The 11,061-nt window shown below is 68.0% G+C and carries 14 protein-coding genes; 7 read left to right on the top strand and 7 right to left on the bottom strand.

Translation table 11 applies throughout. The annotated features are described in order from the left end of the window. Positions 1–15: 15 nt before the first annotated feature. Both ACZYVJ_RS19590 and guaB read right to left on the bottom strand, forming a co-directional pair. A complete protein-coding gene (locus ACZYVJ_RS19590) occupies positions 16–1,143 on the bottom strand; it encodes a GuaB3 family IMP dehydrogenase-related protein (RefSeq protein ID WP_463832538.1) in 1,128 nt (375 codons plus the stop codon). A gap of 7 nt (positions 1,144–1,150) precedes the next feature. Further along, complete coding sequence (gene guaB, locus ACZYVJ_RS19585) at positions 1,151–2,746, bottom strand: IMP dehydrogenase (protein WP_463832537.1); 1,596 nt, start codon at positions 2,744–2,746, stop codon at positions 1,151–1,153. A gap of 162 nt (positions 2,747–2,908) precedes the next feature. Here guaB and ACZYVJ_RS19580 point away from each other — a divergent pair, with 162 nt between their 5' ends. Beyond that, positions 2,909–3,322 carry a DUF5319 domain-containing protein gene (locus tag ACZYVJ_RS19580; protein ID WP_007773416.1) on the top strand — a complete coding sequence of 138 codons (414 nt, stop codon included), beginning with the start codon at positions 2,909–2,911 and terminating at the stop codon, positions 3,320–3,322. 1 nt (position 3,323) lies between these two features. On the opposite strand, the gene ACZYVJ_RS19575 is transcribed toward ACZYVJ_RS19580, so the two are convergent. The 3 genes from ACZYVJ_RS19575 to ACZYVJ_RS19565 form a co-directional block, all read right to left on the bottom strand. Next, entirely contained in the window at positions 3,324–4,094 is a 771-nt protein-coding gene (locus ACZYVJ_RS19575) for an anti-sigma-D factor RsdA (protein ID WP_463832536.1), read from the bottom strand. Next, positions 4,081–4,659, bottom strand: coding sequence for a sigma-70 family RNA polymerase sigma factor (locus tag ACZYVJ_RS19570; protein WP_040630965.1), 579 nt, complete (start codon positions 4,657–4,659; stop codon positions 4,081–4,083). The genes ACZYVJ_RS19575 and ACZYVJ_RS19570 overlap by 14 nt, the downstream gene beginning before the upstream one ends. Before the next feature lie 90 nt (positions 4,660–4,749). Further along, on the bottom strand, positions 4,750–5,580 hold the full coding sequence (locus ACZYVJ_RS19565) for a hypothetical protein (RefSeq protein WP_463832535.1): 831 nt from the start codon (positions 5,578–5,580) through the stop codon (positions 4,750–4,752). 359 nt (positions 5,581–5,939) lie between these two features. On the opposite strand from ACZYVJ_RS19565, the gene ACZYVJ_RS19560 reads away from it, so the two are divergent. From ACZYVJ_RS19560 to ACZYVJ_RS19540, 5 genes are all read left to right on the top strand, one after another. Continuing rightward, complete coding sequence (locus ACZYVJ_RS19560; RefSeq protein ID WP_463832534.1) at positions 5,940–6,248, top strand: WhiB family transcriptional regulator; 309 nt, start codon at positions 5,940–5,942, stop codon at positions 6,246–6,248. A 210-nt stretch (positions 6,249–6,458) separates the two neighbouring features. Beyond that, positions 6,459–7,310, top strand: coding sequence for a Rieske (2Fe-2S) protein (locus tag ACZYVJ_RS19555; RefSeq protein ID WP_463833067.1), 852 nt, complete (start codon positions 6,459–6,461; stop codon positions 7,308–7,310). Next, positions 7,307–7,792, top strand: coding sequence for a hemerythrin domain-containing protein (locus tag ACZYVJ_RS19550; protein ID WP_463832533.1), 486 nt, complete (start codon positions 7,307–7,309; stop codon positions 7,790–7,792). Before ACZYVJ_RS19555 ends, ACZYVJ_RS19550 begins: the two co-directional genes overlap by 4 nt. A gap of 39 nt (positions 7,793–7,831) precedes the next feature. Then, on the top strand, positions 7,832–8,017 hold the full coding sequence (locus ACZYVJ_RS19545; protein ID WP_463832532.1) for a hypothetical protein: 186 nt from the start codon (positions 7,832–7,834) through the stop codon (positions 8,015–8,017). Between the two features lie 38 nt (positions 8,018–8,055). After that, positions 8,056–8,820 carry a superoxide dismutase family protein gene (locus ACZYVJ_RS19540; RefSeq protein ID WP_463832531.1) on the top strand — a complete coding sequence of 255 codons (765 nt, stop codon included), beginning with the start codon at positions 8,056–8,058 and terminating at the stop codon, positions 8,818–8,820. Between the two features lie 72 nt (positions 8,821–8,892). Here ACZYVJ_RS19540 and ACZYVJ_RS19535 read toward each other — a convergent pair whose 3' ends face one another. Continuing rightward, positions 8,893–9,315, bottom strand: coding sequence for a Rid family hydrolase (locus ACZYVJ_RS19535; protein WP_463832530.1), 423 nt, complete (start codon positions 9,313–9,315; stop codon positions 8,893–8,895). 88 nt (positions 9,316–9,403) lie between these two features. Between ACZYVJ_RS19535 and ACZYVJ_RS19530 the strand changes: the two genes are divergently transcribed. Next, positions 9,404–9,805 (top strand): hydrogenase, encoded by a 402-nt coding sequence (locus ACZYVJ_RS19530; RefSeq protein ID WP_463832529.1) that lies wholly within the window; start codon positions 9,404–9,406, stop codon positions 9,803–9,805. 15 nt (positions 9,806–9,820) lie between these two features. Here the strand turns inward: ACZYVJ_RS19530 and ACZYVJ_RS19525 are convergent, their stop codons facing one another. Further along, positions 9,821–11,029: an FAD-dependent oxidoreductase gene (locus ACZYVJ_RS19525; protein ID WP_463832528.1), complete on the bottom strand. Its 1,209-nt coding sequence runs from the start codon at positions 11,027–11,029 to the stop codon at positions 9,821–9,823. Positions 11,030–11,061 lie beyond the last annotated feature (32 nt).

Here is an 11,061-nt window from a genome sequence, read left to right as displayed (position 1 = left end):
CCAGCGGCCTCCGGGTTAGCTGCCGACGGTCAGGCCGACCTTCTGGAACTCCTTGAGGTCGCAATAGCCGGCCTTGGCCATCGACCGGCGCAGGCCGCCGACCAGGTTGAGGCTGCCGAACGGGTCGTCGGACGGGCCGTTGAGCACCTGGTGCAGCGGCGGGCGCTCGCCGACGGCGATCTGCAGCAGCGCCCCGCGCGGCAGCGACGGGTGCGCGGCGGCGGCCGGCCAGAACCAGCCCTCGCCGAGCGCCTCGGCGGACTCGGCGAGTGGGGTGCCCAGCACCACCGCGTCGGCGCCACAGGCGATCGCCTTGGCCAGCTCCCCGGAGGTGTGGATGTCGCCGTCGGCCAGCACGTGCACGTAGCGGCCGCCGGTCTCGTCCAGGTACTCGCGGCGCGCGGCGGCGGCATCGGCGATCGCGGTGGCCATCGGCACGCTGATCCCCAGCACCTCGTCGCTGGTGGTCACCCCCCTGGTCGCGCCGTAGCCGACGATGACGCCGGCGGCGCCGGTGCGCATCAGGTGCAACGCGGTGCGGTGGTCTTGCACGCCGCCGGCGACCACCGGCACGTCGAGCTCGGAGATGAACGTCTTGAGGTTCAGCGGTTCACCGTCGCTGGCCACCCGCTCGGCCGAGATGATGGTGCCCTGGATGACCAGCAGGTCGATGCCGGCCTGTACCAAAACCGGCGTCAGCGCCTGGGCGTTCTGCGGGCTGACCCGCACCGCGGTGGTGACCCCGGCTTCCCGGATCCTGGCGACCGCGGCGCCCAGCAGGTCCGGGTTGAGCGGGGCCGCGTGGAACTCCTGCAGCAGCCGGATCGACGCCGACGGCTCGGGTTCCTTGCTGGCGGCCTCGACCAGCTGGGCGATCTTGGACTCGACGTCGGCGTGCCGTCCGATCAGCCCCTCGCCGTTGAGCACGCCCAGGCCGCCGAGCTTGGCGAGCTCGATCGCGAACTCCGGCGAGACCAGCGCATCGGTCGGATGAGCGAGCACCGGGATCTCGAACCGGTAGGCGTCCAGCTGCCAGGCGGTCGACACGTCCTGCGACGAGCGGGTGCGCCGGGAGGCCACGATGCTGACTTCGCTCAGTTCATAGCTGCGACGGGCGACGCGGCCCATCCCGATTTCGACCATGTGGGCCTCAGCGTGCGTAGTAGTTGGGGGCTTCGACCGTCATGGCGACGTCGTGCGGGTGGCTTTCCCGCAGGCCCGCCGCGGTGATCCGGACGAACTGCGCCTGTTGCAGCGCCTCGATGCTCGGCGAGCCGGTGTAGCCCATCGCGGCGCGCAGGCCGCCGGTCAGCTGGTGGATCACCGAGGATAGCGGGCCGCGGAAGGGCACCCGGCCCTCGATGCCCTCCGGCACCAACTTGTCTTCGGAGAGCGCGTCGTCGGCGAAGTAGCGGTCCTTGGAGTACGACTTTCCGCTGCCCGAACCCCGGCCGGCCATGGCTCCCAGCGACCCCATCCCGCGGTAGCTCTTGAACTGCTTGCCGTTGACGAAGATCAGCTCGCCGGGGGCCTCGGCGGTGCCCGCCAGCAGCGAACCCAGCATGGCCGTCGACGCGCCGGCGGCCAGCGCCTTGGCGATGTCGCCGGAGTACTGCAGGCCACCGTCGGCGATCACCGGCACGCCCGCCGGGCCACAGGCCGCGACCGCCTCCAGAATCGCCGTGATCTGTGGTGCGCCGACGCCGGCCACCACCCGGGTGGTGCAGATCGAGCCGGGCCCGACGCCCACCTTCACCGCGTCGGCGCCGGCGGCGACCAGGGCCGCGGCCGCCGATCGGGTGGCGACGTTGCCGCCGATCACCTCGACCTTCTCGCCCACCTCGGCCTTGAGTTTGCCGACCATGTCGAGCACCAGTCGGTTGTGCGCGTGCGCGGTGTCCACGATCAGCACGTCCACTCCGGCGTCGACCAGCATCATCGCGCGCACCCAGGCGTCGCCGCCGACGCCGACGGCGGCGCCGACCAGCAGCCTGCCGTCGCTGTCCTTGGTGGCCAGCGGGTGTTGCTCGGTCTTGACGAAGTCCTTGACGGTGATCAGACCGGTCAGCCGTCCGTGGCCGTCGACGATGGGCAGCTTCTCGATCTTGTGGCGCCGCAACAGGCCCAGCGCCGCGTCGGCGGACACACCCTCCTGCGCGGTGATCAGCGGGGCCTTGGTCATCACCTCGGCGACCTTGCGGGTCTGGTCGACCTCGAACCGCATGTCGCGGTTGGTGATGATGCCGACCAGCGCACCCGACTCGTCGACCACCGGCAGGCCGGAGATCCGGAACCGCGCGCACATCGCGTCGACCTGGGCCAGGGTGTTGTCCGGGCGGCAGGTGACCGGGTCGGTGACCATGCCGGCCTCCGAGCGCTTGACCATCTCCACCTGCCCGGCCTGTTCGGCGACCGGCAGGTTGCGGTGCAGCACGCCCATGCCGCCGGCCCGGGCCATCGCGATGGCCATCCGCGACTCGGTGACGGTGTCCATCGCCGAACTCACCAGCGGCACCTTGAGCCTGATCTTCTTGGTGAGCTGGCTGGAGGTGTCCGCGGTTGCCGGGACGACGTCGGAGGCCGCGGGCAGCAGCAGCACGTCGTCGAACGTCAGCCCGAGCATGGCGATCTTGTGCGGGTTGTCGCCTCCGGTGGGCACCGGGTCGTCGACCAGGCCACCCACCCGCACATACGCACTGCCGACGAGGTCAGAGCTGTCTTCCAGGTGGGACGTGCCACGGGTCATCAGTGGGGCCCTCCATACGATGCGGCGTGAGAAACCCATCCTATCGGCTCGCCTGCCGCTGTCGTTCGCTTCCTCGGGCGCGCCGCGCGCACCAAACGGCCCAGCATGGCGGGGGCGGCTCCCTGCTGGCGTTATCCCGGGCGGGCTGCGTAGGCTAGAGGCGTGCGCGACCACCTCCCACCGGGTTTGCCGCCCGACCCTTTCGCCGACGACCCCTGTGATCCGTCGGCGGCGCTGGAAGCCGTCGAGCCGGGCCAGCCCCTGGATCAGCAAGAGCGGATGGCCGTCGAGGCCGACCTCGCCGATCTGGCCGTGTACGAAGCGCTGCTGGCGCACAAGGGTATTCGCGGACTCGTAGTGTGCTGCGACGAATGTCAGCAGGATCATTACCACGACTGGGACATGCTGCGCGCCAACCTGCTGCAGCTGCTGATCGACGGCACCGTGCGTCCGCACGAGCCCGCCTATGACCCCGAGCCGGATGCCTACGTCACGTGGGATTACTGCCGGGGCTACGCCGACGCCTCGCTCAACGAAGCGACGTCAGACGCCGACGGTTTCCACCGCCGGCACTGATTCACTGATTCGGAGTCAACGGCGCCACCGGTGGTGGCGTCTGGCCGTGATGATGGTGCTTGCGCACTGACGGACTCGGCGACGGGCTCGGCGGACTGAGCGGCGCCGGTGTCGCGTCCTTCGCCGGCGCGACCGAGGCGGCGGGTGGCGCCGCCGGAATCGCGGTGGCCGGCCCGGGTGGCGAAGCGACCGGCAGCGTGGCGTTCGGGTCGCGCGCATCGACCTTGGCGTTCAACAGCTTCAGCTGATTCATCAGGTCTTGTTTGCTGGCCGGGTCGTCGATCGACTGCACCAGGCTGCTCACCTCGGTCAGCTGATTCTTGGCCTGGTCCCACTGACCCCGGTCGATCGATTCCTGGACCTTGGCCAGGTCGGCCTTGGCGGCCAGCATCTCCTGTTTTTCGTGCACCTGGGGCTGGTCGAAGAACATCGCGTGCAACCCGTACAGGGCGCCGCCGGGCCGGGCCTCGACCACCATGGCGCCAAAGCCGCTGAGCACCATCAGCGCCGCGGCGACCGAGCCGACGACCGCCAGGTCACCACGATGGCTCCGGCGGCGCTCGGCCAATCCGGTGCGCAACGCGTTGACGGCCTCTTCGGGAGTCACCAGCGCGCTGGCCGGGGGCCACCTCAGGTCGTCGCGCCAGTCCTCCAGCAGGTTGGTCAGCACGTCGACCTCGGGGTCCTCGACGTCCACCGGCCTGCGCTGGGCGAGCGCATCGAGCAGCAGGTCGGTGCGGGCGAATTCATCCAGGGATTCAGGCACAGTCACCTGCCGCAATCATTTCGGACTTCAGCCGCGACAGCGCGCGGTGCTGGGCGACTCGGACCGCCCCGGTGGTGCTGCCGACCGCGGCCGCGGTCTCCTCGGCGGACAGCCCGACGACGACGCGCAGGATCAAAATCTCGCGCTGCTTGGCGGGCAGGATCTCGAGCAATTCGCTCATCCGGCTCACCGAATCGGCTTCAATCGCAAGCTGTTCGGGTCCCGCGTCATTCGACCAACGATCGGGAATCGTTTCGGTGGGATAGGCGAGGTCGCGTCCGGCGGCCCGGTGGGCGTCGGCGACCTTGTGGGCCGCGATGCCGTACAGGAAGGCCAGGAATGGACGCCCGCGATCGCGATAACGCGGCAGCGCCGTGATAGTCGCCAAGCACACCTCCTGTGCCACGTCGTCCGCTGACAGGCCACCCCGATCGACGGTGCCGACACGCGCTCGGCAATATCGCACGACGATCGGACGGATGGTCTCCAGCACCTCCCTCAATGCGTTGTGATCTCCGGTGACGGCTTGGGCGACCACAGCGTCGAGACGTTCCCCTGCTGGAATTGTCATCGACGGTGATATCTCCAACGTTACGAAGCGGACACATCGCGGGCCAACTGGGCTAACTAACGAAATGACAATAACGGGCCGAGGGCCGTTTCAAGCGGAACGCCACGTTCCACCGGCGCGCCGCACCTGGCCTGCGCAGACATCGCGGATTTCGTGCAGCTGATGTGCTGGAAACGTGACACTTTCGATATCGATCAGCAAGCAGGCCAGCGCCCAACGAAGTGGTAGCAGCCCTAATTGGCCGGTGGTCACCAGCGCGGCGTCGGCGACCGTGCGGGCGCGCTGGGGGTTTCCCGCGCAACACAGCGCAGCGGCCAGCACCACTTCGCTCTTGACCCGGTGCCGTGGCGACGCGACGGCCATGGCCGCCGCCAGCTCGACGCCTTCGCCGGCGTGCCGGACGGCGGCGTCGCCGTCGCCGCGGGCCATCGCGAGCTCCGCGGCCACCCACCGCCGGCGCACCGGCAGCCGGTCGGGCACCGGCGTTTCGGAATTCGCCGGCGCCATTAGCGGGTCGGCGCGCGCCAGCAGCGCGGCCGCGGCCGCGAAGCGCCCGACGCCCAACGCGTCGGCGGCGAGGCCGATGAGGGCATCGGCTCCCGCCTCGGGGTCGCCGCCGGCCAGCGCCAGGGCGCGTCCGTCCCAGCCCCGGGCCAGGGCGTGCCAACCGAGTTGGCGCAGGAACGACCCGTGCGTGCTCATGGCCAACGAGGCCAGCCGCCCGCCCGGCGCGCTGCGCCGCAGTACCGCAAGGTCCCGGAAGGCGGCGCCGTAGCGACCCTGTCCGCCGGCCGCGACGGCACGCAGCCACAGCTGGGCCGGCGTGGTCGCCGACGGCAGCGGCCAGCAGCCGGGCCGCTCCCCGAAGGCGGCGTCGGCCAACTGCCGTCCAATCAAGGAAGTGTGACGAGTTTCAATCACAATGATGTAGTAAACACTTTGTGGTCTTCATGTTACCGAACCGTTAATCACTATAGCCCATGGATAAATTCGCCTTATCCCCCTCCCGCGCGCTGAGCTGGGAAATCTCGTTTCGGCCAACGGGCTGGTAGCACGGCACGGGTTTCGCAATTTCATTCGAGGTGAACGTAAAGTTAATTCTGCTCCAACGAGCACATATTTTGTCGGGCTAAGTGGCTATTGACGGAAATTCACCGTCCCCCCTAACGTCTACGCATGACGGGTAGTCATCGGTGACCCCACTCCACTTAATTTAAGTTGCACCCAACCGCTTTCACGAACCCGACCTCGGCCGAGGGGTGCAGAGAGGGAACAAGCCAATGCCACAGCCGGAACAGCTACCTGGACCCAACGCCGACATCTGGAATTGGCAACTGCACGGCGTGTGCCGCGGCGTTGACTCATCGATGTTCTTCCATCCCGACGGCGAGCGTGGCCGGGCCCGCATGCAACGCGAGCAGCGCGCGAAGGAAATGTGCCGGCAGTGTCCGGTGATCCAGGAGTGCCGCTCGCACGCCCTCGAAGTGGGTGAGCCCTACGGGGTTTGGGGCGGTCTGTCGGAGTCCGAACGCGACCTGCTGCTCAAGGGTGACATCGGGCGCGGTCGCACCATTCGCCGCTCGGCCTAGTCACCCGTCGACTCCGCGGTTGAACGATCCCCGGTGCCATCCCGTGTCCTAGTCATGGACTAGGCCGGTCGGGTCGCGGTCCCAGTCGACGCGGCGTCCAGCCCGTTGCGTCCCGCCGGCTCTCGCACACACCGGAGGGACGCCGTGGCGAATCGGTGGCAGCATTTCGAAAATCGGATCCGCGCTGCCGGGCTTGCGGTGCGGACAACCCTGGGGCGACAGGCGTGGCTGGATCGGCCCAGCTACCGGCTCGAGCACGCGTTGACCTTTCTGTTCGCGGCCGCCGGACGCTACCGCGATCGGGTCGGCAACGCACTGCACGGCACCTGGCTCGGTCATCCGCTGCACCCGGCGCTCACGTCGGTGCCTACCGGCGCGGTGGCGACGACGCTCGTGATGGACGCAGCCAGCGTCCTGCCCGGAAGTGCCGCTCGGCTGCGTGACGGGGCACGGTTCGCCCTGGGCGTCGCGCTCGTGGGGAGCGTCGGCGCCGCGGCCACCGGGGCGACGGACTGGCAGCACACCCACGAGGAGTCGCGCCGCATCGGTCTCGTCCACGGCGCGCTCAACGCGATCGCAACCGGGCTGTATGCGGCGTCCTGGAGGGATAGGCGCCGCGGCCGTCATCGGCGCGCGATGGCGAGCAGTGCACTGGGCTATGGCCTGACCCTGGGCAGTGGCTACCTCGGCGGGGCGTTGGTGTTCGGATCGGGCATCGGTGTGGACCGCTCCGGCGCGCGGCTGGCCGGCGACCGCTGGACGCCGGTGCTGGCGGCCACCGCGCTCGATGGCCAACCGCAGCGGGTCGTGGTCGACGGCGTCGGCGTCGTTCTCTATCGCAACGACGGGCAGATCGTCGCGGTCGGTGAGTATTGCCCGCACCTCGGCGCGCCGATGAGCGACGGGTGGATCGACCGCGGTCGCATCGTCTGCCCCTGGCATGGTTCCAGGTTCGCGTGCCAATCGGGCGAGGTGCTGCGCGGACCGGCGACCGCGGCGCTGCCGCATTACCCGGTGCGAATTCGCGACGGGCTCGTCGAAGTACACGGGATGACGAAATGAACGCCTACGAGGTTCTTTTCGAGCACCATGACGTCTTACGAGGTCTGTGCAAGAAGCTTACCGACATACCCCCGAATACCTACGAGCGGCAACAGGCGCTCGATGAACTGCTGATCGAACTCGACATCCACATGCGCATCGAGGACGACCTTTTCTATCCGGCGGTCGCGGCAGCCAGCACGCTGGTCGCCATCGCGCATGCCGAACACCGGCAGGTGTGGGATCAGCTGGCGGTGCTCCTTCGCACGCCGCCGGCGGCACCCGACTACGCCGACGAATGGCACTCGTTCGTGACCGTGCTGGACGCCCATGCCAGCGAGGAGGAACGCGACTTATGCCCGGCCCCAATAGATTTGAGCAAGAATATGCTCGACGCGCTGGGAGACCGAATGGTGGAGCGCATCGCCGAGCTGCGTAGGTCGCCCATCAACAGGCTCCGGGTCCGAAGCCGCAAGGCCTTGCTGAGCTCGCTGAGCAGGTAGGCTTAGTCGTCGGGGACGCCTAAACGGAGGGGAACTCAGATGGCCGACAACGCGTCAGATCGCGCTATTGACAACATCTTTGAAGCGGTGAACACGACGGCGACGCATCTCGGGCGCATCGTGGGTCTCATCGCCGGCGCGGCGGGGCGTGCCGCGCAAGAGGTGGTGGACCTGGTCTGGGACTACCGCGACCTGGCCAACGACGTGCGCAAACCCGCCAAGTAAGTCGTTTCGGCGCGGGCCAATGTGGGTAGGCACCGCAAATGAACAAGGCCGCATGCTTTGCGGTCGCGGCGCTTACCGCGACCATCGCTCCGCTCGCCGCATGCTCGAACCAGCAAAGCAGCCAGCCCAACACCTCGCCGCTGACCAGCTCGACGCCCGGTGCCGAGCGGCTGACCACCCAGCTGAAGACCCCCGACGGTAGTCCGGTCGCCAACGCCACCTTCGAATTCGCCAACGGCTACGCGACGGTGACCGTGGAGGCCGGTCCGAATCACGTGCTTAGCCCCGGTTTCCACGGGCTGCAGATCCACGCGGTGGGCAAGTGCGAGCCCAATTCGTCAGCCCCGAACGGGGGCTCGACCGGAGACTTCGATTCCGCCGGAAGCGTCTATCAGGCGGCCGATCACACGAGTTATCCCGCCAGCGGCGACCTGACCGCCTTGCAGGTGCGCTCCGACGGCTCGGCGAAGCTGGTCACCACCAGTAACGCGTTCACCTCCGCCGACCTGAGGAACAGCTCGGGCACCGCGCTGATCATTCACCAGACGGCGGACAACCTGGGCAGCACCGCCCCCACGGCTGATTCCGGCAAGCGGCTGGCCTGCGGCGTGATCGCGGCGTCGTCATCGACGACCTCGGCGACCACCAGCGTCACGACCAGCACCACCACCACCGTCGTGCCTCCGGCGTCGACGAGCACGAGCACCAGCACCAGCACCGTCACGGTCACCAGCACCCCAACCACAACGTCCGCTCCGACCACGACCGTCACGACCCCGCCGTACAATCCGCCCGGACGCTGACGCACACGCCACCATGAAGGGAACACCCCCGATCCGCAAGGGACCGGGGGTGTTTCGCACCTGCCACTCCACTCAGTCGTGGTCCGCAAGGACGGCGGTGACTTGGATCTCGACGCGCATCTTCGGACTCGCCAATGCGGCGACGCCGATGCACGTCCACAGGGGTGCGTGGTCGCCCATGCGCCGGCGGAACTGTTGGACCATGGTGTCCAGGTGCTCGGGCCCGATCCGGCCATCTGCGTCCGGCAGGTGGTAGGAGTGCACGTGCACGACGTCCCGCCAGCGGGCTCCAGCTGTCGACAATGTCCGTTCGACGTTGTCGAAGGCCTGAACGACCTCGTCGCGGACCGACTCGGGATAGCGCCAGTGGTCGTCCCAACCTCCTTGGCCGGCGGTCTCCAGCCGGTCCCCGTACCGAACAACCTGTGAATAGTGGTACTCCCGCAGCTGGTGGTCGCCATAGCCGGGAGTGACAGAAAATATCGGCTTACCCATGTGTGCCATCTTTGTCGCGACGGCGTGGTGGGGACTCGCTTGACGCGAATCCGCCGCGGGCGTCGCCGCACGCCCCTACTGTGCTGACATGCAGACGCTGCTGTTCACGCTCGGGTTGGTCCTGTTCCTGCTCGGGCTGCTCACTGGGCTGGCCGTGCCCGCGCTGAAGAATCCGCGCATGGCGCTGTCGAGCCACCTCGAGGCGTTGCTCAACGGCATCTTCTTGGTGGTGCTCGGCCTGCTGTGGCCGCACCTTCACCTGTCCCCCGCGTGGGGGACCGCGGCGATCGCACTGGTCGCTTACGCCGGCTACGCGAACTGGTTGGCGACACTGCTCGCGGCGGCATGGGGCGCCGGCCGCAGATTCGCGCCGATTGCGACCGGCGACCACGAGGCCTCGGGCGGCAAAGAAGGGCTCGTCAGCTTTTTGCTGATATCCCTGTCCCTGGCGATCTTGGTCGGCGTCGGCATCGTGATCGCCGGGCTCTGAGGACGACCCCCGCGTCTACCCCGTGTGTACGTCCGGCGTGCGGACATGCTCGGGACGGAAACCGCGCCCGACGAAAATCGGCGGAATCGCTTGCAGCGGACCAAAACCCACGATCTTGGGCACGCGGATCGGGGATAGGTCACCGCTCAAGTAGGGCGCGATCGCGTTGTCTTGCATCAGCACCTGGAAGGCCTGGACGATCCTGGTGGGCAGCTCGCGCCGCCGCTGCACCTTCGCGAGATCTTTGTCGGCCAGTCGGCCTTCGCGCAGCGGGGCGCACAGGATGTTGGCGGCGGCCACCGCATCGGCGACGGCGAGGTTGATGCCGACCCCGCCCGCAGGCGACATGGCGTGCGCGGCATCACCAATGCACAACAGGCCGGTCCGCCACCACGTCTCGAGCCGGTCCACCCGCACGTCGAGCTCGCTGGTGTCGTCCCACGAGTTCAGGTCGTTGACGTGTTCCCGCAGCCGCGGTTGCGCGGTGACGATCCGCTCCTTGAATTCCTCCAAGGATCCGTCCCGGGGGTTCGATCCCTTCGGCATCAGATAGGCGATCTGCCAGTAGTCGCCCCGGTAGATCATGGCCATCATCAGGCCCTTACGCAGCACCGCGAACAGTTCCTCAGGATCGCCGGGGCGCCATTTCAGCCGGAACCACAGCACGTCCATCGGGGAGTGTGCCTCGGCGGTCTGCAGCCCCGCGGCCGCGCGCACCGCGGACTTGCGTCCGTCCGCGGCTATCACCAGCTCGGCGCGCACCTCCAGATTCGGTGTACGCACCCCGGCCACCCGATCGCCCTCGACGATCAGCTCGGTGACCTCAGCGTTGCGGACCAGGGTGAATTCCGGGTAGGCAGAAGCCTTTTCGGCGAGAAAGTCGAGAAAGTCCCACTGCGGCATCATGGCGATATAGGGCTGTCTGAAACCGAGCCGCTTGAGCACCTTGAAGTTGCCGAAAGTGCGAATCGAGCCATCGGTGTCGAAGGCGACGCGGTCGATCTTGGTGTGCGGTAGCCGCAGGAACTCGTCGATGAACCCCAACTCGTCCATGATTCGCAGGGTGGTCGGGTGCACGGTGTCGCCGCGGAAGTCACGCAGGAAGTCGTTGTGCTTCTCCAGGACCACCACCCGGATCCCGGCCCGCGCCAGCAGCAGGGCGTGAACCATGCCGGCGGGACCGCCGCCGACGACACACACCTGGGTTTGCATCACTTGCGTCATCGTTCTGGCACTCCTCGTGGAGTATGGAATAC

The sequence above is a fragment of the Mycobacterium sp. IDUB_3 genome, assembly GCF_055419585.1.
Note: the sequence above shows the minus strand (reverse complement) of the source record. Positions and strands in the feature narration are given on the sequence as shown.

Coding starts and splice junctions, on each gene's coding strand:
- ACZYVJ_RS19590 (WP_463832538.1), bottom strand. CDS start 1,143: ATGGTCGAAATCGGGATGGGCCGCGTCGCCCGTCGCAGCTATGAACTG.
- guaB (WP_463832537.1), bottom strand. CDS start 2,746: ATGACCCGTGGCACGTCCCACCTGGAAGACAGCTCTGACCTCGTCGGC.
- ACZYVJ_RS19570 (WP_040630965.1), bottom strand. CDS start 4,659: ATGACAATTCCAGCAGGGGAACGTCTCGACGCTGTGGTCGCCCAAGCC.
- ACZYVJ_RS19560 (WP_463832534.1), top strand. CDS start 5,940: ATGCCACAGCCGGAACAGCTACCTGGACCCAACGCCGACATCTGGAAT.
- ACZYVJ_RS19550 (WP_463832533.1), top strand. CDS start 7,307: ATGAACGCCTACGAGGTTCTTTTCGAGCACCATGACGTCTTACGAGGT.
- ACZYVJ_RS19545 (WP_463832532.1), top strand. CDS start 7,832: ATGGCCGACAACGCGTCAGATCGCGCTATTGACAACATCTTTGAAGCG.
- ACZYVJ_RS19540 (WP_463832531.1), top strand. CDS start 8,056: ATGAACAAGGCCGCATGCTTTGCGGTCGCGGCGCTTACCGCGACCATC.
- ACZYVJ_RS19535 (WP_463832530.1), bottom strand. CDS start 9,315: ATGGGTAAGCCGATATTTTCTGTCACTCCCGGCTATGGCGACCACCAG.
- ACZYVJ_RS19530 (WP_463832529.1), top strand. CDS start 9,404: ATGCAGACGCTGCTGTTCACGCTCGGGTTGGTCCTGTTCCTGCTCGGG.
- ACZYVJ_RS19525 (WP_463832528.1), bottom strand. CDS start 11,029: ATGACGCAAGTGATGCAAACCCAGGTGTGTGTCGTCGGCGGCGGTCCC.